Source organism: Cobetia sp. 2AS (assembly GCF_029846355.1).
Classification (GTDB): Bacteria; Pseudomonadota; Gammaproteobacteria; order Pseudomonadales; family Halomonadaceae; genus Cobetia; species Cobetia amphilecti.
Genome location: NZ_JARWKQ010000002.1, coordinates 1,053,651 through 1,076,872 on the forward strand (window position 1 = coordinate 1,053,651; position 23,222 = coordinate 1,076,872).

General features: G+C 63.1%; 18 protein-coding genes and 5 tRNA genes. 12 read left to right on the forward strand and 11 right to left on the reverse strand.

Annotated elements, in window-relative coordinates; genetic code table 11:
• Window positions 1–31 precede the first annotated feature (31 nt).
• Both pta and xsc read right to left on the reverse strand, forming a co-directional pair.
• The gene (gene pta / locus QD356_RS09620) at window positions 32–1,051 is read right to left on the reverse strand and encodes a phosphate acetyltransferase (protein WP_192837552.1); all 1,020 of its coding nucleotides are present in this window, start codon (window positions 1,049–1,051) and stop codon (window positions 32–34) included.
• 164 nt (window positions 1,052–1,215) lie between these two features.
• Window positions 1,216–3,036 carry a sulfoacetaldehyde acetyltransferase gene (gene xsc, locus QD356_RS09625; protein ID WP_225996313.1) on the reverse strand — a complete coding sequence of 607 codons (1,821 nt, stop codon included), beginning with the start codon at window positions 3,034–3,036 and terminating at the stop codon, window positions 1,216–1,218.
• A gap of 253 nt (window positions 3,037–3,289) precedes the next feature.
• On the opposite strand from xsc, the gene QD356_RS09630 reads away from it, so the two are divergent.
• Window positions 3,290–4,141, forward strand: coding sequence for an IclR family transcriptional regulator (locus QD356_RS09630; protein ID WP_084589193.1), 852 nt, complete (start codon window positions 3,290–3,292; stop codon window positions 4,139–4,141).
• Window positions 4,142–4,268: 127 nt separating this feature from the next.
• A complete protein-coding gene (locus QD356_RS09635) occupies window positions 4,269–5,153 on the forward strand; it encodes a DMT family transporter (RefSeq protein WP_192837551.1) in 885 nt (294 codons plus the stop codon).
• Window positions 5,154–5,311: 158 nt separating this feature from the next.
• On the opposite strand, the gene QD356_RS09640 is transcribed toward QD356_RS09635, so the two are convergent.
• The 5 genes from QD356_RS09640 to QD356_RS09660 all read right to left on the reverse strand — a co-directional run bounded on the left by QD356_RS09640 (window position 5,312) and on the right by QD356_RS09660 (window position 11,923).
• Entirely contained in the window at window positions 5,312–7,249 is a 1,938-nt protein-coding gene (locus QD356_RS09640; RefSeq protein ID WP_192837550.1) for a dihydroxyacetone kinase subunit DhaK, read from the reverse strand.
• Window positions 7,250–7,563: 314 nt separating this feature from the next.
• The gene (locus QD356_RS09645) at window positions 7,564–8,826 is read right to left on the reverse strand and encodes a sensor domain-containing diguanylate cyclase (protein WP_225996312.1); all 1,263 of its coding nucleotides are present in this window, start codon (window positions 8,824–8,826) and stop codon (window positions 7,564–7,566) included.
• A gap of 460 nt (window positions 8,827–9,286) precedes the next feature.
• Entirely contained in the window at window positions 9,287–9,991 is a 705-nt protein-coding gene (locus QD356_RS09650) for a glutathione S-transferase (RefSeq protein WP_153636321.1), read from the reverse strand.
• Between the two features lie 53 nt (window positions 9,992–10,044).
• Window positions 10,045–10,332 (reverse strand): HlyU family transcriptional regulator, encoded by a 288-nt coding sequence (locus tag QD356_RS09655; protein ID WP_306424366.1) that lies wholly within the window; start codon window positions 10,330–10,332, stop codon window positions 10,045–10,047.
• Window positions 10,333–10,657: 325 nt separating this feature from the next.
• Window positions 10,658–11,923, reverse strand: a complete 1,266-nt coding sequence (locus QD356_RS09660) for an argininosuccinate synthase (RefSeq protein ID WP_279877680.1) — start codon at window positions 11,921–11,923, stop codon at window positions 10,658–10,660.
• A 267-nt stretch (window positions 11,924–12,190) separates the two neighbouring features.
• On the opposite strand from QD356_RS09660, the gene rnt reads away from it, so the two are divergent.
• On the forward strand, window positions 12,191–12,886 hold the full coding sequence (gene rnt, locus QD356_RS09665; RefSeq protein WP_054555724.1) for a ribonuclease T: 696 nt from the start codon (window positions 12,191–12,193) through the stop codon (window positions 12,884–12,886).
• Window positions 12,887–13,072: 186 nt separating this feature from the next.
• On the opposite strand, the gene grxD is transcribed toward rnt, so the two are convergent.
• A complete protein-coding gene (grxD, locus tag QD356_RS09670) occupies window positions 13,073–13,405 on the reverse strand; it encodes a Grx4 family monothiol glutaredoxin (protein WP_043331357.1) in 333 nt (110 codons plus the stop codon).
• A 316-nt stretch (window positions 13,406–13,721) separates the two neighbouring features.
• Here grxD and argF point away from each other — a divergent pair, with 316 nt between their 5' ends.
• Together argF and QD356_RS09680 are read left to right on the forward strand one after the other, a co-directional pair.
• Window positions 13,722–14,639 carry an ornithine carbamoyltransferase gene (gene argF / locus QD356_RS09675; RefSeq protein ID WP_043331358.1) on the forward strand — a complete coding sequence of 306 codons (918 nt, stop codon included), beginning with the start codon at window positions 13,722–13,724 and terminating at the stop codon, window positions 14,637–14,639.
• A 199-nt stretch (window positions 14,640–14,838) separates the two neighbouring features.
• Window positions 14,839–15,918 (forward strand): ABC transporter ATP-binding protein, encoded by a 1,080-nt coding sequence (locus QD356_RS09680; protein WP_054555527.1) that lies wholly within the window; start codon window positions 14,839–14,841, stop codon window positions 15,916–15,918.
• An 87-nt stretch (window positions 15,919–16,005) separates the two neighbouring features.
• Here the strand turns inward: QD356_RS09680 and QD356_RS09685 are convergent, their stop codons facing one another.
• The 3 genes from QD356_RS09685 to QD356_RS09695 form a co-directional block, all read right to left on the reverse strand.
• Complete coding sequence (locus QD356_RS09685; RefSeq protein WP_192837549.1) at window positions 16,006–16,878, reverse strand: AraC family transcriptional regulator; 873 nt, start codon at window positions 16,876–16,878, stop codon at window positions 16,006–16,008.
• A 265-nt stretch (window positions 16,879–17,143) separates the two neighbouring features.
• Window positions 17,144–17,219, reverse strand: a tRNA-Ala gene (locus QD356_RS09690).
• A 74-nt stretch (window positions 17,220–17,293) separates the two neighbouring features.
• Window positions 17,294–17,369, reverse strand: a tRNA-Ala gene (locus QD356_RS09695).
• 300 nt (window positions 17,370–17,669) lie between these two features.
• Here QD356_RS09695 and uvrY point away from each other — a divergent pair.
• The 7 genes from uvrY to QD356_RS09730 all read left to right on the forward strand — a co-directional run bounded on the left by uvrY (window position 17,670) and on the right by QD356_RS09730 (window position 23,202).
• On the forward strand, window positions 17,670–18,332 hold the full coding sequence (gene uvrY / locus QD356_RS09700; RefSeq protein WP_043331360.1) for a UvrY/SirA/GacA family response regulator transcription factor: 663 nt from the start codon (window positions 17,670–17,672) through the stop codon (window positions 18,330–18,332).
• Window positions 18,333–18,617: 285 nt separating this feature from the next.
• Window positions 18,618–20,651: an excinuclease ABC subunit UvrC gene (uvrC, locus tag QD356_RS09705; protein ID WP_225996311.1), complete on the forward strand. Its 2,034-nt coding sequence runs from the start codon at window positions 18,618–18,620 to the stop codon at window positions 20,649–20,651.
• A gap of 249 nt (window positions 20,652–20,900) precedes the next feature.
• Window positions 20,901–21,449, forward strand: a complete 549-nt coding sequence (gene pgsA, locus QD356_RS09710; protein WP_043331361.1) for a CDP-diacylglycerol--glycerol-3-phosphate 3-phosphatidyltransferase — start codon at window positions 20,901–20,903, stop codon at window positions 21,447–21,449.
• Window positions 21,450–21,605: 156 nt separating this feature from the next.
• A tRNA-Gly gene (locus tag QD356_RS09715) sits at window positions 21,606–21,680 on the forward strand.
• 112 nt (window positions 21,681–21,792) lie between these two features.
• Window positions 21,793–21,866, forward strand: a tRNA-Cys gene (locus QD356_RS09720).
• A gap of 487 nt (window positions 21,867–22,353) precedes the next feature.
• A tRNA-Leu gene (locus QD356_RS09725) sits at window positions 22,354–22,438 on the forward strand.
• A gap of 311 nt (window positions 22,439–22,749) precedes the next feature.
• The gene (locus QD356_RS09730) at window positions 22,750–23,202 is read left to right on the forward strand and encodes an STAS/SEC14 domain-containing protein (RefSeq protein WP_153636342.1); all 453 of its coding nucleotides are present in this window, start codon (window positions 22,750–22,752) and stop codon (window positions 23,200–23,202) included.
• Window positions 23,203–23,222: the final 20 nt, after the last annotated feature.

Below are 23,222 nucleotides of genomic sequence, written 5' to 3' on the forward strand. Positions count from 1 at the left end.
GGGCGGCTAACAGAAGGAAAAAAGGAGAAATTCAGTCTTGCGAGGTGCGCTGCTGTGCCTGAACAACAGTCACCGCAATGACATTGAGGATGTCGGCGGTGGAGCAGCCACGTGAGAGGTCGTTGGCGGGTTTGGCGAGGCCCTGGAGCAGCGGGCCGATGGCTTCTGCGCCGCCGATGCGTTCGGCGAGCTTGTAGCCGATATTGCCGGCTTCCAGATTGGGGAACACCAGCACGTTGGAGGTGCCTTTGACGCGTGAGGTGGGCAGCTTGCGCTCGGCGATTTCCGCCACGATGGCGGCGTCGAGCTGCACGTCTTCATCGATGGCGATCTCCGGGCGTTGCTCGCGTACCCGATGCGCGGCCTGTACCACCTTGTCCACCGAGGCGTGATGCGCGCTGCCATTGGTGGAGAACGACAGCATCGCCACGCGCGGGTCTTCCCCGAGCAGAGCCTGGGCGCTGTCGGCGGCGGCCAGCGCGATCTGCGACAGCTCCTCGGCATCGGGGTCGATCACCAGCCCGCAGTCCGAGAAGATCATGCCGCCCTTCAGGTTGTGGAACGGCTTGCACAGCATCATCAGAAAGAAGCTGGAGACCAGCTTGCTGCCCGGCGCCAGCCCCAGCAGTTGAATGGCGGTGCGCACCACATCGGCAGTGGTGAGCACGGCGCCGGCCACCGAGCCATCCGCCAGCCCTTCGCGCACCAGCATGTTGGCGAACGTCAGCGGATCACGAATCTTCTCGGCGGCCTGCTCCGCCGTCATGCCCTTGGCCGCGCGATGCGCGTGCAGCGCCTCGGCAAGCCTGGCGGTATGCTCGGAAGTGACGGGGTCGATCAGCTCGAGCCTTGCCAACGCCTGATCCTCAAGCCCGGCTTCTCTGGCGGTGGCGGCGATGACGATGGGGTCACCGACCACCATCACCTGCGCCAGGCCCTGCTCCGCCGCGCTCACCGCCGCCTGCACCACCCGCATGTCCTGCCCTTCGCAGAGCACGATACGGCGCGGGTCTGCCTTGGCCCGCGCCAGAATGTTGTTGAGTGCCTTCATGTCTGTCTCCTCGCTGCCCTTGCAGGCAGCCGACACATCCAAAAAGCCCCGGACATCTGAAATGGCCGGGGCAAGGGAGAGTTCCAGTCCTGCTTGCGCGTCGCGCTACACCCGCTTCATCGCGCTGCCATCCATGACCTGCACAGCGCGATCAGCGATGGGCGTTACACGTAATCCTGATACTTCTCGAGCAGACGCACCGGCTTCTTGAGGGCGTCGCGGCGGAACGGGTCGCCCAGTTCGCGAGTACACATCACCTCGATGACGCAGGTCTTGCCTTCGTTCATCTGCATGTCGATGGCCTTCTTGAGGGCCGGGCCCACGTCTTCCAGACGGTCGACGGTGATGCCTTCGGCACCCATGGAGCGCGCGATCTCGGCGAAGCTTTCGTTGTCCAGCTCACCGGCGACGAAGCGACGGTTGTAGAACTCGACCTGATTCTTCTTCTCGGCGCCCCACTGACGGTTGTGGAAGACGACGGCGGTGACCGGAATGTCGTGACGCACGGCGGTCATGATTTCCATCAGACTCATGCCCCAGGCGCCGTCACCGGCGTAGGCGATGGCCGGACGTTCCGGCGCGGCAGTCTTGGCACCCATGATGGTCGGCAGCGCGTAGCCGCAGTTGCCGAAGCTCATCGGGGCGAAGAAGCTGCGCGGACGATCGAAGCGCAGGTAGCTGTGGGCCACGGAATTGATGTTGCCGATGTCGGTGGACACCATGACATCTTCCGGCATGGCCTTTTCCAGCTCGCGCAGTACCTGACGCGGGTGCAGGTATTCGCCGCCGGAGAACGGCTTCTCGTCCTTGGCTTCTTCGATGGCGTCGAGGCTGAAGGCGTCCTTCTCGTGGGTCCAGGAATCCAGCTCGGCTTCCCAGGCGGCCTTCTCTTCACGAATCTGGGTCAGACGCGAATCCTTGGAGGCATCGCATTCCAGATTGCGACCGGACAGACGCTCGGTCAGGGCGATGGCCGCTTCACGCGCATCGCCGCAGATGCCGACGGAGATCTTCTTCACCAGGCCCAGCATCTTGTGATCGGCGTCGATCTGGATGATCTTCGCGTCCTTCGGCCAGTAGTCCATGCCGTGCTGCGGCAGGGTACCGAACGGCCCGAGGCGCGTGCCCAGCGCGATAACGACATCGGCCTGAGAGATCAGCTTCATGCCCGCCTTGGAGCCCTGATAACCGAGCGGACCACACCACAGCGGGTGGCTGGCCGGGAAGGAATCGTTGTGCTGGTAGCTGTTGACCACCGGCGCGCCGAGACGCTCTGCCAGTGCCTTGCACTCCTCGACGCCATCAGCCATCACCACACCGCCACCGGAAACGATGACCGGGAACTTGGCGCTGGCCAGCAGCTCGGCTGCCTCATCCAGGCTCTTGCTGCCACCCGGGCCGCGGTCGACACGTGCCGGCAGCGGAATCTCGCACTCGATCTCGCCGTAGAAATAGTCACGCGGAATGTTGAGCTGGGTCGGGCCCATCTCGGACATGGCGCGGTCGAAGCAGCGACCGGTGTATTCCGCCATGCGCGACGGGTGCGTCACGTGGCCCTGGTACTTGGTGAATTCCTGGAACATCGGCAGCTGCTTGCATTCCTGGAAGCCGCCCAGGCCGATGCCGGTGGTGCCGGCTTCCGGCGTGACGATGACCACCGGGCTGTGCGCCCAGTAAGCCGCCGCGATGCCGGTGACGCAGTTGGAGATGCCCGGACCGTTCTGGCCGATGACCATGCCGTGACGGCCGGAAACGCGAGCATAGCCGTCGGCCATGTGGGCAGCGCCCTGCTCATGCACCACCGGAATGAGGCGAATGCCGGCCGGGGCGAAGATGTCCATCGCATCCATGAAGGCGGAGCCCATGATGCCGAACATGTCGGTGACGCCATTGGCGACCATGGTTTCCACGAAGGCCTCGGAAGGGGTCATCTTCTGCTTGCCCTGCACGACCTTGCGATTGTCTGCGCTGTCTTGAGTGCTCATGGCGTCTCCAACTCTAAATTTTATGTTTATTGATACATTTAGTTCCGATTACCGAAACATGTGACCAAAATTAGCCCTCACTGCGCGGCCCGTCAAGCCCGATTTCGGAAAATGATCAAAAACACTCCTTTTTTAGAAACTTCTTCCGATGAATGGAGTACTGTTAAAGTAGGCACAGCAACGCAAGGCACTGACGGGCCGAGCGTTTCGGCGCCACACTGCCCCGCGCACGGATTGAAGGAGGGAATAGCCCATGAACAGTGCCACCCAGCCCCAGGCGAGCCTGCCACGTGACCGCAAGGACGCTGACAGGGATACCGGCAAGGAAGGCAGCAAGATAGAAGGCGATACGCCCGCCCAGCGTCTGCTGGCGCTGCTGGAAGTGATCGCCGCCAAGGACCAGTTCTTCACCCTGCAGGGACTGGTGGAAGAGACCGGCCTGCCCAAGCCGACGCTGCACCGCATGCTGCAGCAGCTGGAAGGCAGCGGCATGCTGCAGCGCGAGGCGGACAACCGCCATTACAGCAAGGGCAGCCGCCTGCGCCGTCTGGCGGAAAACCTGCTGCTCAACGACACCGTGCAGGGAGCTCGCCACGGCGTGCTCAACCGGCTGATGGAAGAGGTCGGCGAGAGCTGCAACATCACGGCACTGTCCGGCAGCGAAGTGCTGTATCTGGACCGCGTCGAGACCCAGGCCCCGCTGCGCTTCTATCTGCACCCCGGTTCCCGGGTGCCGGTGCACTGCTCCGCCAGCGGCAAGCTGTTTCTGGCCCAGATGCCGCCCGCCCAGCGCCGCCGCCTGCTGACCGGCACGCCGCTGAACGCGATGACACGCAACACCCTGACCGACATCGAGTCCGTCGAGGCCGAGATCGAGCAGGTCCGCCAACAGGGCTTCGCGCTGGATGACGAGGAATTCCTGCCCGGTCTGGTGTGCATCGCGGTGCTGGCGCCCAATCCCGATGGGCCTTCCAACATCGGCGTGGCGATCCAGGCGCCGGTGATGCGCCAGTCGCGCGAGGACATGCTCAAGCATCTGCCGGCACTCGAGCGCGCCGCGCGCGATATCGCCGCCATCCAGCGCGGTGCGATACCCTCCGCCTGAGGCCAGCGGGCTAGGTCTGGAGCTGGGACTGGGAAAGAAGAGCGACAGGCACAAGGTCGTGCTTCCCGTGACGCGCATGAGGGGCTAGCCTAGCGGACTGCCTTTCACACGCCACGTCGAGAACACCATGTCCGCCAGCGATGCCTTGCGTCTTGTCCTGCTATCCACCCTGTGGGGCATGTCTTTCATCTTCATGCGCGTGGCCGCGCCGGAATTCGGCCCGACCACGCTGATACTGCTGCGCATGGGCATCGGTGCGCTGGTACTCGCCCCGCTGCTGCTGGGCGCGGGACGCCTGAGGATGCTGTGGGAGCACAAGGGCCCGCTTGCAGTGCTGGGGCTGACCAGTCAGGCACTGCCCTTCTGCCTGCTGGCGCTGGCCACCACCCAGCTGGAGGCCGGCTTCACCTCGCTGATCAATGCCACCACGCCGATGTTTACTGCGCTGCTGGGCATGGCGCTGTTCGCCACGCCGATCCAGAAGCAGCAGTATCTCGGCCTGGCCGTGGCCTTCAGCGGCGTCTATGTGCTGTCGAGCGATCGCCTCGATTTCCAGCTCGGCGGCGACGGCTGGTTCATTCTCGCCGCCCTCGGCGCGACCTTCTGCTACGGCTTCGCCTCCAACTTCTCGCGCCAGCGCCTGAATCACCTGCCGGCGCCGGTACTGGCCGCGGGCAGCTCGCTGATGTCGTCCCTGCTGTTGCTGATTCCGGGCCTGTGGATGTGGCCGACGGCCAGCGTCAGCCTGGAAGCCTGGGGCAGCGCCATCGCGCTGGCGGTGCTCAGCACCAGCCTCGCCTTCCTGATCTTCTTCCGCCTGTTGGCCAGCGCCGGCGCCACCGCGACCACCTCGGTGACCTTCCTGGTACCGGTCAGCGCGCTGCTGTGGGGCAACATGCTGCTCGATGAGGTGATCGATGCGCGCATCCTCACCGGGATGGGCATCACTCTGCTGGGCACCGCCATCGCCACCCGTCTGATTCGCCTGCCGACACGTCAGAAAGTCGCCTGACCGCTTGCCGCATGATGCAAAAAGGCCCACCCCTGAACACGAGGTTCATGGGTGGGCCTTTTGGTTCAAGAGCTTTGGGTTTGTGAGCCTTTTGCCTTGTGGGGCTGAGCGCTCAGGCGCCAGTCATTCGGGTCAACCAGCTCAGCCGGTCAATCACATCAACCCGCCGCTTCCTCGGCGGCATCGGCCAACGCTTCGAAGACACGCGCCACGGCTTCCGCACCCGGGTCACTGTTGCCGACCAGATGGGCGGAAGGCACGTAGGCGGAGCGCCCGGCCCGCGCCTTGGCCATCTCGGCGGTGGCATCCGCGCCCTGACGGGCGGCGCGCGCCATCGCGGCCCAGTCGACACGCCCGGCGTGTATCTCCTGCCTGCTCTCGGCTGCCGAAGTTTGCTGATCAGGCTGCTTCTCACCGTGCTGATCAGACTGCACCGATGCCTGCTTTTCTGACTGCACCGATGCCTGCAGTGCCTCCAGTGCCGGCAGCAGCGCATCCAGCAGGCTGCGGTCACCGCGTGAGGCGCCGCCGTAGTGCTGCATGCGGGCGACACCGTGACTCAGGGCGTCGTGCCAGCGCTGGCCCAGCGGTGCCTGGCCATGCGCGTCCGACTGCTCCTTCCAGCGGGTGGCGGCGGCGGTGAACAGCGTCGAGAGCAGCACACCACTGGAGCCGCCCATGCCGTGGGCCAGCTGCTTGCCGATGGTGGTCATCAGCTCTCCGGAATCGCCACACGCCAGCTCGCAGTCTTCCAGCGCCTCGATCACCGCGCGCGCACCGCTGGCGAAGGTGCTGCCGGTATCGCCGTCACCGCTGATGGCATCGAGGCGGTCAAGATCCGCCTCGCTGGCAAGCAGGATTTCCAGTGCCGCGCGCAGGCGTTGCTCGACCTGCGGATCGCCCGGCAGGCCGGCACGCGATTTCACGCCACGGGCGGCACGCTCCTGGCAGTCGGCCTTGGCCTGGGCACGTCTGGCATCCGAGGCTTCGTCGCTGGCCGTTCTGACGGCGTCCTGACTCGGCGTGAAGTGCGTCAGTGGCGTCACCGGCTGCACGCCCGGCCAGGCCACCGGCGCGCAGCTGGCGCTCAGCGCCTCTTCCAGCAGGCTATCCAGCGGCAGCAGCGTCAGCGAGAAGCCGTGCATGTCCAGCGAAGTCATCAGCGGTTGCGGGCCGACCACGGCATGGATGCCCAGCGCCTGCAGCGACGGGTGTGTCAGCGCCTCTTCCAGCAGCAGACTGCGCTCCAGCGCCGAGCAACCGCCCAGATCATTGATCAACAGCAGATGGCCGCTGGCCGGCAGGTCGCCGCCGACATCCTTGCGCGAATGGCCCTGCACCAGCGCCGTGACCACGGTGTCCATGACCGCATGCACGCCGTGGGTGTCCGAGTCGCTGCCAAGCTCGAGCGCCATGGCGCCCGGCTCGCCGTGAATGCCCAGCCCCAGTTCCGGTGCGCGTTGCTCACGCGGCTTGCCGGGATGGCGGCCGACATTGAAGGCCACACCCAGGGTCGAGCAACTGTCGGCGACGCGCCGTGCGACGGCGGTGATTTCCTTGAGGCCCGCCCCGCGGGCCGCCAGCGCACCGGTGACCTTGTGCACCAGCAGTGTGCCGGCCAGCCCGCGCGGCTGCGGGTTGTCGGGCAGCGCCACGTCGTCGGCGACGATGACCATCTCGACCTTGAAGCCTTCCTGACGCGCCCGCTCGGCCGCCAGCCCGAAGTTGAGGCGATCGCCGGTGTAGTTCTTGACGATCAGCAAGGCCCCGGCCTCACCGGTCACTTCGCGGATCGCCGCCAGTACGGCGTCCACCGTCGGCGAGGCGAACAGCTCACCACACACGGCAGCCGTCAGCATACCCGCGCCGACGAAACCTGCATGCGCGGGTTCATGCCCCGAGCCGCCACCGGATATCAGCGCGACCTGATCACGCGCCCAGTCATCGCGTACCACCAGGCGCATGCCACTGGCGGGGTCTGACAGCCGCACGCCACTGCCATCCGGGTGGCGCAGTCGTGCGCAGCCTTCCAGCGCCTCACCGACGACCTGGCGTGGCTGATTGATGAACTGTCGGCCAGACTCGCTGCTACTCATCCTTCTCTCCTTGAGGACACTCGCCCTGCTGATAAAGGCGGCACTTGAGGCCGCCGTTCATGCCTGTCTTGTGCCACGACGCTTCCCTGACGCTCAGGGGCCTCGACTCATCCTGCCTTGCCGTTCCCCCCAGCGTCGTTCGCGACTTTGCCGGATGCAATAGTCATATCAGAAAATGATGGCATTCGCGCTGCAGCGTTGTGCCACGCCCGTCGATCAAGCGGCCTGAAAGACAAAAGCCCCCCGACGCCTGCGCGTGCGGGGGGCTTGGAATGTCGGGAGCCAGCGGGAAGCGGGCTAGTTTGTCATGCGAGTCACCTTTCCTCCTTGGCCCTGGCCTCGGCAGACTCGGAATCAGCAGACACGCTATCGCCACGCTCGGTATCGGCAGGCTTGGTACCGGCAGGATCAGTATAGGCAGGCTTGGTACCGGCAGACTCGGTATCGACAGACTCAGTGTCGGCAGAAGCTGCCTGCTGCCTCGGCGGCGACTGGGAGGCTGGCGCGGGTCCCGAGTGCAGCCAGGAAGGCAGGCGACTGGCGGGGGCTTCCAGATTCGAGGCCTGGAAATCGCCGGCCTGGTATTCGCAGGAAGAGTACTCCACCGGCGCGTGCACCCTGAAGCCGTGCTTGCCGTGGTGCTTGACCCGGTACATCGCCTGATCGGCCCGTTCCAGCGCCAGCCCGAAGCGATTGTCGGCATCGCGCCCGAAGCAGATGCCGATGCTCAGACCGATACGGCCGAGGCCACCGCTGATCTCGAGGGGATGCGCGAAGCGCTCCAGCCAGCGACGGGCAATATGTTCGACACGCGGCAGCGACATGCGGGGCAGCTGAAAGAGGAATTCGTCGCCGCCGAAACGCGCCGAGAGATGATGGTGGATGCCCAGCCGGTGCAGCTCATCGTTCAGACCATGCGCGACCAGCACCAGCACTTCGTCGCCGGCACGATGGCCGAACTGGTCATTGACCTGCTTGAAGCCGTCGAGGTCGATGAAGATCAAGGCACTGTCGTCGGCCAGCGGTCGCTGATGCCAGCTGTTGATGGCCTGGCGATTGGCAAGGCCCGTCAGGGCATCGGTGCTGGCCAGCGCATTGAGGCGCGATTCGTAGTCCTTCTCATGACTGATGTCGGTATGCGTGCCCAGCAGACGCAGGGCATTGCCGTGCTCATCGCGTTCGACCACCCGCCCGCGGTCGGCGACCCAGGTGATGCTGCCGTCGCGGGCCAGCATGCGATGCACGACCTGATAGACCTCGGTGCGCCCCTCAAGGTGATCATTGAGATTGGCGAGCACTTCGTCGCGGTCTTCCGGGTGCAGGTGCTCACGCCAGACATCGAAATGGGCGTTCAGCTCGCCGGGCTGATAGCCCAGCATGCGCCCCCAGCGATAGTTGAAGATGGTGAGCTTGCCGCTGGGCACCTCGAGCTGCCAGAGGCGCAGGCCAGTACCATCGAGCGTCGTCGACAGTTTCTCTTCCAGCCCCGCTAGTCGGCGTTCAAGGCGAGCCTTGTCGCGTTCCATCTGCTGGAGTGCTTGTTCCAGTGATTGTTCACGCAGACTCTTGCGTGCCATGCCAGGCCCCCGGTCGACTCCTTGTCCTGCATCCTGTTTATCCATCGGCACCACGGCGGACTCCCTACTCGCTTGCCGATGCATCGCTCACGGTCTTGTGTTCTGTCTTGTTGTTATGCCATGCCGCTCTGCCTTGACGCTCTGGCTTGCGGTGTTTTTCCGCCTGTCGTGCCTGGCGTCCTTGGCGCTTCGCCGCCCAGCCCGGTGACTGGACGGTTGTCACCCGACTGAGGTCAATAAGCACTAACTGTAGCTTAGATACCTAAAACAGAACCTATCGATATAACATCCAGATGTGACAGCCCGAATGCCGAAAGAATCCCGACGAAAGTCTCAATCACATCAATAGCGCAAAAATGCGCAAGCCATATGATGTTTGCGCAGCGCGCCCGAGCATCAGCGCATCAGCACCTCAGAGCGCAAAAGCATCAGCACCTCAGAGCGCAAAAGCATCAGCGCGTCAGAGCGCCAGCTCGCCACCCTTGGCCACGGCACGCTGAAAGGCCTCGCGCTGACGGATGCGGGCCAGCCATTCCTGGATATTCGGGTGATTCTTGAGCCCCTGGCGCGCATCGAGCGCCTGGATCGGGAAGCTCATCTGGATATCGGCACCGGTCAGCGAGTCCCCGGCAAGCCACTGGCGATGCTCGAGACAGGTATCCATGTAGGCGAGATGCGCCTTGATCTCCGGGCTGATGAAGCTGTCATTCACCCCCTTGGCCAGCTTGCGCGCGATCGGGCGCACCAGCCACGGCACCGGCGGCTTGTCGAGGCGCGAGAACACCAGTCTGAGCATCAGCGGCAGCATCGCCGAACCCTCGGCGAAGTGCAGCCAGAAGCGGTAGTCACGCTCGGCCTGGCTGCCGGCGGGCGGGCGCAGATGGGCAGTGCTGCCGCTGCCCTGGCCAGCGTACAGATCGATCAGATATTCGATGATCGCACCGGACTCGGCGACCACCACCGGCTCGGCATTCTCTCCCGCCAGCGTGGTGTCGGTGATGATCGGCGCCTTGCCCAGCGGGTGAATCTCCTTCAGCGCCTTGGGCGCACGCATGCTGTTGCTGTCGCGGGCATAGGTCTGCAGGCGGTATTCAAGATTCAACTCTTCCAGCAACCACAGGATGCGCTGCGAGCGCGAGTTTTCCAGATGGTGAACCGTGATCATGGGCGTGCTCCTGAGGGTGGGGGCAAGTGCGCAGCGGTCAGCTCCGGGGGCGATCAGCGTTCGAAGATGCTGTCACCCAGGTCATCGATGGTGCGCTTCGCCTTGAGCAGGGTCAGCTCCACGGCGCCCTCTTCGCCCGGCACGGTGTCGGAGCGCTCGAAGCGGTGCTCCAGCATCTCGCCACCTTCCACCGGCTTGCGGATCACCCCCGACACCCGGTATTGACCATCGTGCTTCTGCGGCATCGCCACGATCAGATAGCCCTTGTATTCGGTGGCTTCCGGTTCCTTGACCGGCGCAGGCTCGCCTGCGGCAAACAGTTTCTTCAGCATACCCAGCATGAGACATCTTCCTTGGCCGGCCGCCATGACGGTCGCCGGCAATCTACGTGCAGAAATGACAATGAAAAGAGGCTTCTGTCAGCATCGCATGCACCCACGGGGGAGAAAAGCGCTCAGCAACGCCCCTGAGCGCCATGCGTGCCCTGGATGAGCAGCACCTCATCAGACGAAAGCGCGCCTGGCTCTGGCCGCCTAAAGCGCGATACGACAGCCGGATAACGTGGCACCGACAGCCGGATAGCACGACGCCGACCCCTATGGCAGCGAATGGCTGCAGCAGGGGCCGGCGTCATGGTGTTCCGAGATCAGGCTATCGGATCAGAGATTACTCGATGCCACGCCCCTTGCTGGCCGCGATACGCAGGCGCAGGGAGTTCAGCTTGATGAAGCCGGCAGCATCTTTCTGGTCGTAGGCGCCCGCATCGTCTTCGAAGGTCGCGATGGACGCATCGAACAGCGAGTCTTCGGACTGACGGCCGACGACGATCACGTTGCCCTTGTAGAGCTTGAGACGCACGACGCCGTTGACGACCTTCTGGGACTCATCGATGGCCGCCTGCAGCATGCGACGCTCCGGGCTCCACCAGTAGCCGTTGTACACCAGCTCAGCGTACTTGGGCATCATCTCGTCCTTCAGGTGGGCCGCTTCGCGGTCCAGAGTGATGGATTCGATGGCACGGTGAGCACGCATCATGATGGTGCCGCCCGGTGTTTCGTAGCAGCCACGCGACTTCATGCCGACGTAACGGTTCTCGACGATGTCGAGACGGCCGATGCCGTTGGCGCCGCCGACCTTGTTCAGGTACTCGAGCACTTCGTGAGCGGCCATTTCCTTGCCGTCGATGGCAGTGATGTCGCCCTTGGTGTAGGTCAGATCGATGTAGGTCGCGTCATTCGGCGCCTGCTCCGGGCTGACGCTCCAGCGCCACATCTCTTCTTCGCACTCGGTCCACGGGTCTTCCAGCACGCCACCTTCATAGGAGATGTGCAGAAGGTTCGCGTCCATGGAGTACGGAGACTTCTTCTTGTTCTTGGCGTAGTCGACTTCGATACCGTGCTGCTCGCAGTATTCCATCAACTTCTCGCGGGAGTTCAGGTCCCACTCACGCCACGGCGCGATGACCTGGATGCCCGGCTTCAGCGCGTAGGCGCCCAGCTCGAAACGCACCTGGTCGTTGCCCTTGCCGGTCGCACCGTGAGAGATGGCGTCGGCGCCGGTCTCGTTGGCGATCTCGACCAGACGACGCGCGATCAGCGGACGTGCGATGGAGGTGCCCAGCAGGTACTCGCCTTCATAGATGGCGTTGGCACGGAACATCGGGAAGACATAATCGCGGACGAAGGTCTCGCGCAGGTCTTCGATGTAGATCTCCTTCACGCCGAGGGCTTCTGCCTTGGCACGCGCCGGCTCGACTTCCTCGCCCTGACCGAGGTCAGCTGTGAAAGTCACGACTTCACAGTTGTAGGTTTCCTGCAGCCACTTGACGATGACTGAAGTGTCCAGGCCGCCGGAGTAGGCGAGAACGACCTTTTGCACGTCGGACATGCTTGACTCCTGAGTTGATGCTTGTAGTCCCCGCGTACCACTGATGAACGCCGTGGCCGCAGGTGGGGTTGGATCGCCCGGTCCAGACGAGCGAAGGCCGCGCAAGCGCAGCCGCTCATCTACCCGAATCACGATGTGACGCCGATTATAGCGAGGCTGGCACCTCACCGATACTGCCAGGAGGGCCAGAGACACCCCGGCACGCGGCCAGCGCCGCGACGCGCCCTTTTCGCCCTGCTACAATTGGCCACCTTGAGCGTCGGCAATACGCACGACGCAGCACGAGATGCTATGACGGGATTGGAGATCTTGATGACCCAGGCGAGCGAGCGCACGCAGATGGCACAGCGCTTCCGTGGCTTTCTGCCAGTGGTGGTCGACCTCGAGACGGGTGGTTTCAATGCCGCCGGTGATGCACTGCTCGAGATCGCTGCCGTCACGCTGACCATGGACGACGATGGCAACATGGTGCCGGATGCGACCTATGCCTTCCACGTGGCCCCCTTCGAGGGCGCCAACATCGAACAGTCGGCACTGGATTTCACCGGTATCGATCTCGACAACCCGGTGCGCAAGCAAGTCGCGGTGGCCGAGAATCAGGCGCTGGGCGAGATCTTCAGCCCGGTGCGCAAGGCCATCAAGGCGCACGGCTGCACGCGTGCGGTGCTGGTCGGCCACAATGCGGCCTTCGATCAGGGCTTCCTGAACGCGGCGGTCGAGCGTTGCGGTATCAAGCGCAATCCGTTCCACCCGTTCTCGTGCTTCGATACCGCTTCGCTTGCGGGTCTGGTCTATGGCCAGACGGTACTGGCCCGCGCCTGCCGCGCCGCCGGCATCGAGTTCGACAACGCCTCCGCCCACTCGGCGCGTTATGACACCGAACGCACCGCGGAGCTGTTCTGCGCGATGGTCAACCGCTTCAAGGACCTGGGCGGCTGGGACCTGGCGATGAAGGAACAGGGCATGAATGACGAGGTGCCAGCCTCGCTCGACGCGCCCGCGCCCTGACTGGCAGAGCTTCTGACAGCTTCTCCGGCTGACAGACTCTCCGAGAGCCAGACATGAAAACGCCCCCGCAGCCTGGCTGCGGGGGCGTTTTTTTCTGCTCGGCACTGCTGGGCTCAGAGCGAGACTGATCAAAGCGAGCCTGATCAGAGCGACTCCTATCAGAAAATGCCGATCAGAAGATGCCGATCACTCGGCAGACGCTTCCTGAGCGGCCTGCTTGATCAGCGGCTCCAGTTCGCCGCTCTGGTACATCTCGACCACGATGTCGCAACCGCCGACCAGCTCGCCGTTGACCCACAGCTGCGGGAAGGTCGGCCAGTTGGCGTATTTCGGCAGCTCGGCGCGGATGTCCGGGTTGTCGAGAATGTTGACGAAGGCGAAACGCTCGCCGCAGGACATGACGGCCTGCACGGTCTGCGCAGAGAAACCACACTGCGGCAGCTGCGGGGTGCCCTTCATGTACAGGAGGATCGGGTTCTCGCCAATCTGCTTTTCGATCGATTCGATGGTAGTGCTCATGTGCAATCCTCGGACGGTGGGCGCAAGGCCCGTGAGTGTCATTCCTTCATTCTACTGGGGGTAAGCCATGAATTCAGCCCCCGATAGTGCCCGAGTTGTGGATTGCTGTCTGCAGCAGCGCGCATCGGCCCTGCAGCGCGCGTCATGGCCGCCCTGATAACGGCGTGAGCGTTGCACGCTCGAGCCGAGCTGGCTAGGATGGCTCTTTTGACAGGCAGCGCCATCCGGGCGCCGTGATCGTCGGCGACTTCCTTCCCTCCGACGCATGGCGCCCTTTTCGATGGTGCTGCCCGAGACCCTGACAGGAGCCCGCTCGATGGCCACCCGGCACTTTCTGACCCTGCTTGACCTTTCTCCGGAAGAACTCGACTACCTCATCCAGCGCGCCATCACCATCAAGGATGGGCTGAAGAAGGAAGGTCCGGTCTATACGCCGTTCGCCAACCGCACCCTGGCGATGATCTTCGAGAAGTCCTCCACGCGTACCCGCGTGTCCTTCGAGACTGCCATGGCGCAATTCGGTGGCCATGCGCTGTTCCTGTCGCCGCGCGACACCCAGCTGGGCCGTGGCGAGCCGATCGGCGACACCGCCCGCGTGCTGTCCGAGATGGTCGATGGCGTGATGATCCGCACCTTCGCCCACTCCGACATCGAAGCCTTCGCCGACGCCTCCAGCGTGCCGGTCATCAATGCGCTGACCGACGACTATCATCCGTGCCAGCTGCTGGCCGACGTGATGACCTGGACCGAATGCCGTGGCTCCGTGAAGGGCAAGACAGCGGTCTGGATCGGCGATGGCAACAACATGTGCCATTCCTGGATCAACGCCGCGCGTCAGTTCGATTTCAATCTGCGCATCTGCTGCCCGGAAGGCTACGAGCCGGACAGCGAGATCGTCGCGGCGGCTGGCCAGCGCGTCAGCATCCATCGTGACCCGCAGCAAGCCGTGCAGGGCGCGGACCTGGTGACCACCGATGTCTGGGCCTCCATGGGCCAGGAAGAAGAGCAGCTCAAGCGTGAGGCCGACTTCGCCGGTTTCCAGGTCGATGAAGCCATGCTCGACAAGGCCGCCGACGATGTCATCTTCCTGCACTGCCTGCCGGCACACCGCGGCGAAGAGATCAGCATGGGTCTGCTGGATGACCCGCGCGCCGTCGTCTGGCAGGAAGCGGGCAATCGCCTGCACGCCCAGAAGGCACTGCTCGAGTTCCTGATGCTGGGTCGCCAGGACTGAGCCACCAGCACGGAAGCTCAGGACTGTCTTTCAGGGCTGTCTTTCAGGACTGAGCCTCAAGGCTGAGCCGCCGCCCAGCAAGCCGAAGGGGTGCCCTGCCGCCGCCTGCATCCACGCAGGCGGCGCTCGCGTATGCTCAAGCGAGACGGACACACCCCTGCTCCGCTGCCTTCATCGCCATCCGGACTGACCTGCCATCATGCAACCGCTCCTTCAGATCGATTCGCTGGAATGTCGCTACGACACTACCGTCGTGACCCGTGACATCAATTTCTCCCTCAACAAGGGTGACATCGCCTGCCTGCTCGGCCCCTCCGGCTGCGGCAAGACCACGCTGCTGCGCGCGATTGCCGGCTTCGAACCGGTAGCGATGGGCGAGATTCGTCTCGAAGGCGAGGTGCTGTCCAGCGCGACTCATCTGACCGCGCCGGAGCAGCGCCATGTCGGCATGGTCTTTCAGGATTACGCGCTGTTCCCCCACCTGAGCGTGGCGGACAACGTGGCCTTCGGCGTGCGCCGCATGACGCGTGAAGCGCGCAATGACAAGGTGACGGAGCTGCTGACGCTGGTCGGCCTCGCCCATCTCGGCGAGCGCTTCCCGCATGAGCTGTCCGGTGGCCAGCAGCAGCGCGTGGCCCTGGCCCGCGCGCTGGCGCCGGAGCCGCGCATTCTGCTGCTCGATGAGCCGTTCTCGAATCTGGACGTGGAGCTGCGCCGTCAGCTGAGCCAGGAGGTGCGGCGGATTCTCAAGCACCTCGGCATCAGCGCGGTGCTGGTCACGCATGATCAGAATGAGGCCTTCGCGATGGCCGACCAGATCGGCGTGATCCACGGCGGCCATCTGCAGCAGTGGGACACGCCGTTCAATCTGTATCACGAACCCGCCACGCGCTTCGTCGCCAACTTCATCGGCCAGGGCTATTTCATCCCCGGCACGCTGAAGGACAACGAATGCGTGAGCACGGAGCTGGGCGTGATTCGCGGCAACCGTGCCTATCCATATGCACCCGGCACGCCGGTGGATGTGCTGCTGCGCCCGGATGACCTGGTGCTGGCCGAAGGGGACTCGGAAGCCACCGACCTCAAGGCGCGCGTACTCAGCGCGACCTTCGCCGGTACCAGCACCCTCTACCGGCTGGCGCTGCCTTCCGGGCGGGAAGTCGAGGCGGCCTTCAACAGCCATCACGACTACCAGCCCGGCGAGCAGGTCATGCTGCGTATCCAGGCCGATCACCTGATTCTCTTCGAGCGTGTCGAGGAGAGTGAAGCGGTGCTCTAGCACCCCACGCGCAGGATAGTCGCCAGCCATGAAAAAACGGCCTCCTTTCGGATGGCCGTTTTTTCATGCCCCGCTGGTGGCGTGTCGCTATTTGAACTGACTCCACTGCTTGGGCGACTGCCCGTACAGACGCTTGAATTCGCGACTGAATTGCGAGGAGCTCACATAGCCCACGGCCATGGCCGCCTCGCTGACGGTCTTGCCATTGGCGATCTGCATGGCAGCGGTATTGAGGCGCATGGACTTCACGAACTGGATCGGCGACATCGTGGTCGCCTGCTTGAACTTGCGGTGGAAGACGGCGCGACTCATGCCGACCCGCCCGGCCATGTCTTCAATACTGACCGGCTCATCCAGTCGGCTGGACAGGTAATCGATTGTCCGCGCGATCTCATTGCCCACACCGAAGGCGCGTCGTGCCGACTCACCGGCCTCGCCCTTCAGGACGGCGTAGTAAAGCTCCCGCAGCCGCCCTTCTCCCAATATCGCCGCATCGGCGGGGGTCTGCGCCACCTGCAGCAGTCGCAACAAGGCATCGCTGAAGGCGGCGTCCCAATGTGCCAGGGCAAGCCCCGGCGGCAGCGGGCCGCGGGCCGGCTTGCGCACGAGGCCCGCGGCGCTTTCCATCTCGATGGCAAGCTCCGTCATCACCCGCGTATCCAGCGAGAGGTAGACACCCAGCAGCGGGTTTTTTGGCGAGGCCGTGGGGGCGCCCGCCTCGACCGGCATCGAGATGGGACAGCACAGATACTGGCGGCTGTCGTAGACATGCCGCTCGCCGTCCAGTATCGCCTCCTTGGCACCGCTGACGATCACCACCACGACGGGTTCATAGATGGCCGGCGCGCAACGCACGGGCTCCGTCATGCGAAAGAGCTGCACGCCCTTCACTGCGGTCTCTCGAATGCCTTCCTCGTGGGCGAGGCTCGCCACGAGTCGTGTGATCTCTTGTCTGCTCATGTCGCCAATCTAGCGCCATGCCTGCCTCTCATCAACAACTTGAGACGATCAGGCAACGATTGTCGGCAATTTCAGCCGATCACGAACCCGGGTGAGATTTATCATCCATTCCTCTCAGTATTGGCAGCCCCGGGCACCGGCGGCTATATATGTGAAGCAGACAGGGTCGAGCTGCTGACAGGGGCGAGCTGCAGAAAGGAACGAGCTGAAAGCCGGGCACAAAAAAAGCGGCCACCCCGAAGGATGACCGCTTTTTCAAGAATTCTGGTGGAGCCTAGCGGGATCGAACCGCTGACCTCAACACTGCCAGTGTTGCGCTCTCCCAGCTGAGCTAAGGCCCCGAATCAGACTGTCATTTCGCATGTCACTTACAGGCAAGAGGCACATGAAATCTGGACAGGCTTGTCGTGAATCATGGTGGAGCCTAGCGGGATCGAACCGCTGACCTCAACACTGCCAGTGTTGCGCTCTCCCAGCTGAGCTAAGGCCCCGTCTTCACGATGGAGCGCATGTTACAGAGCGACGAATACGTCGTCAACCTCTTATTTTTGCTGCGCTTTGTGGAGCGCGCGAAGTCTGCGGATCGCATCGCGAGGCACGGTTTCCCTAAGGGGCTCGCTCACGGACTCACGGCCGACGGCAAGGAGCAGGAATCACGCTAGCACTATATCAGTAGTGGTTATCCTGAACGCGACGCACTGGATGACAGGGCATCGACAAGCCCTTGTCCAATGGGTACATTGGATCCCGCATTCACTTCACTGCTTATTGACATCTTTACTGGAGCCGCCTTGATCAAGGTTCTTGTCGCTGACGACCACCACCTGGTGCGTACCAGCATCGTCCGTACCATTGAGCTAGAGGATGGGCTCAAGGTGATTGCAGAAGCCTCGGATGGCGAAACCGCGATCAAACTCTGCCGTGAGCACAGCCCGGATATCGTGCTCATGGACATTCGCATGCCCGGCGTCGATGGCCTGGAAGCCACGCAGAAGATCGTGCGCAGCCTGCCCGACGTCAGAGTCATCGTGCTGACCGCCTATCTGGAAGAGTCCTTCGCCAAACGCCTGCTGGAAGCGGGAGCCTTCGGCTTCATCTCCAAGGGCACGCCCTTTGACGAGATGATTCGCGCCATCCATCAGGTGGCCGCTGGCGAACGCTATCTGTCCCCGGAAATCGCCCAGCGCCTGGTGTTCTCGGGCATGGACACCCAGCGCAGCAATCCCTTCGACCAGCTGTCGAGCCGAGAACTGCAGGTGGCGACGATGATCGTCAATTGCCATCGCGTCAGCGAGATCTCGGACCGCCTGCACCTGAGCCCGAAGACGGTCAACACCTACCGTTACCGCATCTTCGACAAGCTTGGCGTGACCAGCGACGTGGAGATGACGCATCTGGCCATGCGTCACCAGTTGCTGGATGACTACGTGCTGGACCGTCCTGACGAGGCCTGAACAAGCACACCTTGCCAGCCCGTCACACACTGCAGGCCCGCGCTGCTCGTGACACTCCCGAGCAGCGCCGACAACGCCTCATACAACAACGCCACCTTCCCTGGGTGGCGCTGTTGTATGAGGCGTTCATGCATGAGGCGTTTATGTCTGAGGCGTTCTTGAATGGCACGTCCTAACCGGCGCCGGTCATGACAGCAGGCATTGCAGCATGGCCCTGTTGCCCCCATGCCTGCGAGCAATCGCCCTTGTTTGATAGACTCGAGGCATCTCTGGACGAGGAACCTCATGGCCAAGCAGCACACTGATCCCACGATGACGGACACCACTTCTCAGTCGCCCGAGAATGAGGAGCCGGCAGACACCGCCAGCCAGCCTGATGCCCAACCTGCGTCCTCAGCGAGTGCGCAGGCTGACAGCCGCGCACGCAGCGACGCCGCGCGTGTCTCCAGTCGCCTGATCACCAGCGACGCGAGCAGTGATCTGCTGCAGGGCAGCGAGGCGACCGGCTTCGATGCCCGCCATTTCCTCAAGCATGTCAGCGATGCGCCCGGCATCTATCGCATGCTGGATAGCGCCGGTGACGTGCTGTACGTAGGCAAGGCCAAGCGCCTCAAGGCGCGCCTCTCCAGCTATTTTCGCAATACCGGCCTGAATGCCAAGACCCAGGCGCTGGTCGGGCGCATCGCCGATGTGCAGGTCACCATCACGCGCAGCGAGACCGAGGCCCTGCTGCTGGAGCAGACCCTGATCAAGGAGCTGCGCCCGCCCTACAACATCCTGCTGCGCGACGACAAATCCTACCCTTACGTCTTCATCAGCCAGCATCACGACTATCCGGCGCTGGAGTTCAAGCGCGTGCGCCACAAGCGCAACGATGGACGCTACTTCGGCCCCTACCCGAGCAGCGTCGCGGTGCGCGAATCACTGACCCTGATGCAGAAGATCTTCCGCCTGCGCAATTGCGAGGATTCGGTATTCGCCCACCGCGAGCGCCCGTGCCTGCAATATCAGATCAACCGCTGCACCGCGCCGTGTGTCGACTACATCAGCAAGCAGGATTATCGCCGCGACATGGAACATGCGGTGATGTGCCTGAACGGCCAGAGCGACAAGGTCACCGACGAGCTCAGCCAGGCGATGGAAGACGCGGCCATGCGGCTGGAATTCGAGGAGGCGGCTCGTCTGCGTGATCAGGTCGCCCAGCTGCGCCGCATGCAGGAGAAGCAATACGTCGACACCGGTACCGGCAACGCCGACATCCTGGCGCTGGCCGAGCGCCCCGGCGGGCTCTGCATCAGCGTGGTCTCGGTCCGTCAGGGTCGCATGCTCGGCGCACGCCACTTCTCGCCCGGCAATGGCCTGGACCTGACCAGCAGCGAGCTGCTGACCAGCTTCGTCAGCCAGTACTATCTCGGCCAGGACAGGGAGATGCCCGATGAGGTGCTGACCTCGCTGGCCCTCGATGACGCCAACCTGCTGGAAGGCGCCTTGAGCGAGAAGGCCGAACGTCGGGTACGGGTCGCGCATCAGGTGCGCGGCCATCGCGCCCAGTGGCTGACACTGGCGCAGACCAACGCCGAGCAACATCTGGCCACCCAGCTGGCCAGCCGCCAGCAGCTGTCCAATCGCTTCCTGTCACTGCGCGATGCACTGGGCCTCGATGAGGTGCCCAAGCGCCTGGAATGCTTCGACATTTCCCACAGTCATGGCGAGGCGACCGTGGCCAGCTGCGTGGTCTTCGATCATGACGGGCCGATCAAGTCGGATTACCGCCGCTTCAATATCGAAGGCGTGACGGCGGGCGATGACTACGCCGCCATGCAGCAGGCGCTGACGCGGCGCTTCAAGCGTCTGCAGGAAGGCGAAGGCAAGCGCCCGGACATCCTGCTGGTCGATGGCGGCAAGGGGCAGCTCAACATGGCGCGCGGGGTGTTCGAGTCACTCGGCGTGACCGACATCATCCTGCTCGGGGTGGCCAAGGGCACCACGCGCAAGGCAGGGCTCGAGACGCTGTTCATCGAGACGGTGCATGACACCCTGGACCTCGACAGCCACTCGCCGGCGCTGCACTTGATCCAGCATGTGCGCGATGAATCGCACCGCTTCGCCATCGCCGGTCACCGCGCCAAGCGTGACAAGGCGCGGCGCACCTCAAGCCTGGAGGGCATCGCGGGAGTCGGCCCCAAGCGCCGCCGCGAGCTGCTCAAGTTCTTCGGCGGCCTGCAGGGGGTGAAGCAGGCCTCCAAGCCGGAACTGGCGCGCGTGCCCGGCATCAGCGAATCGCTCGCCGAGCTGATCCATCAGGCGCTGCATGGCTGATCCACCAGACGCTGCATGGCTGCCCCCGTGCACGACATGGCTGCCTCTGGCACCATCGACTCAACGCTCAAGGAAGAGTGACAGAGCGTTGGCTTGAATAACCTGCCGTTTGGCATGGCTGAATGCGCCGCCGGCAGGCTAGAATAGACGACTTGTGCGGCGCCAATCGATCAGCTTTATTCAGGGTCTCGACTCGCCCTCGATTACGCCCAGCCACCTACGCTTCATGCAAGGACTCGTGCCGTCACGATGAGCATCCCCAATATCCTGACTCTGATCCGCATCCTGTTCATTCCGCTGCTGGTGGTATGTTTCTATCTGCCTTATGCATGGAGCCTGCCGCTGACGGCGCTGCTCTTCGCACTGGCCGCCATCACCGACTGGTTCGATGGCTATCTGGCCCGCCTGTGGAATCAGACCACGCCCTTCGGCGCCTTCCTGGACCCCGTCGCCGACAAGTTGATGGTCGCGGTGGCACTGGGCCTGCTGATCGAACGCTACGACAGCCTGTGGATGACCATCCCGAGCCTGGTCATCATCGGTCGCGAGATCGTCATCTCGGCGCTGCGTGAGTGGATGGCCGAGATCGGCAAGCGCGGCAGCGTCGCGGTGTCCTGGGTCGGCAAGCTGAAGACGGCCGCCCAGATGCTGGCACTGTTCATGCTGCTGTTCTTCGCTCCGGGCAGTGTCGGGGGGGATGCCGGCCTGGCCCTGCTGTATATCTCGGCAGCGCTGACGCTGTGGTCGATGATCAGCTACCTGCGTGCCGCCTGGCCGGAACTGGTGCGCTCAGTCTGACACCCCGTTCAGCCACGAGATGCTGCGAATGCCTCAACGCCCACCGCCCCTCTGGCCGGTGGGCGTTTTCGTTTCCAGTGACCTGACTCGCGAGACAATTTTTCATTAACTGTTTGACAGCATGGGAATTATCCGTATAATTCGACCTCGAGTTCAGCGGGAATAGCTCAGTGGTAGAGCACAACCTTGCCAAGGTTGGGGTCGCGAGTTCGAATCTCGTTTCCCGCTCCAGTAACACAGGTAGCGCAACATTCACCTGATTTACTGACTCATGTATCTGCAGCGGCATCAGTGGATACTCCTCGGATCAGACATCAGTTTCGACTGACATCTCGATCATTGAGGCTGGATGGCAGAGTGGTCATGCAGCGGACTGCAACTCCGTGTACGCCGGTTCGATTCCGACTCCAGCCTCCATTTCAGATACCGAAACATCCCCTGTTTCCCTCTGGAATGGATATGACACCCACCCCCTTCGGGTCGTCACACTTCCCTTGCTTGTTTCGATTTACATTGCTGCAACCCTGACGCTTTTTCGCTTGGTTATCGTCTGATCTACGCCTTGCCAAGCCATTGCCTTGCCACATCATTTCTCTGTTTTCATCTGTCCGTGATTCTGACAGTGTTCCGGCATCCGTCAGTGACTTCCCCTGTGCGCCTTCGCGCTTGGTACTGACTATCTGTTTCCCCGCCCCTCTCCACCGCGCGCCTTTTCGCGTCGCATGCCGCGATCATGCCGGGTGAAAAGCGCTCTGCTTTCCCTCCTCAATGTCACCGCTCACGATAACCACAGACCGTCGCAATTTCATTGCATAACAGTCAGTTAAATCACGCATTCAGTAGAGTGTCATCGCCATTAAAGTTGACCTTGATCTGAAATATGATAAGTTATGCGCCAGTCTGCGCGGCCATGGTGGAATCGGTAGACACCGGAGACTTAAAATCTCCTGCCTTCGGGCGTGCCGGTTCGAGTCCGGCTGGCCGTACCAGATCAAGCAAGCACCATACTGAATTCAAGAGCGCCGCTCCTCTCACGAGGGGCGGCGCTTTTTCATGTCTGATAATTTTCAAGCCTGTCACTTTTCAAACCTGAACACTGCTCCGCTCGTCATGCCTCGCGCGGCCAGACGTCGAGAGAGGTAACCGTTGCTGGCAGCTCCTCGACACGAACAGTACCGACAATCACCTGGCCAGACGCCAGCAAGCTGCTTACATGCGACTACACTGAAGAGGTAGCGACGCCAGCGCTGGCTTCCAGCACGGCTCGCCCAGCCAACATGCATCAGTGCAGGAGCCAAACATGCTGACACTGCTCAAGAGTCCCGCCGATCACGTTGTCGCCCTGCATCTCGCAGGACATATCGATCAGGCCTCGCTCGCCCCCATCATCAAGGAATGCGACGAACGCCTGGCGCGCCATGAGCGAATCTCGTTGCTGGTGGAAATCGAGCGCTTTGGCCTGATCACACCCGCCGCCCTGCTCAATGACATCGGCTATGCCCTGCGCCACCTGGGAGACTTCGAGCGCGAAGCCATCATCAGCAAGGCCGACTGGCTGCGCCATGTCACCGAGTTCAGCAAGCATCTGGTGCGTTCCATCGAGGTGCGCCACTTCTCGCCCGACGAGCGCGAGGCTGCCTATGCCTGGGTCGCCGAGCCACCGCGTGGTGGCTCTGGCATCGGTGCTGGTGCCAATAAAGCCCCCGCCGGCCGTGATGCCCAGACCCCAGCGGCGAAACGCCAACAGGCCTGAAGCACCCGCCAACGAATGAG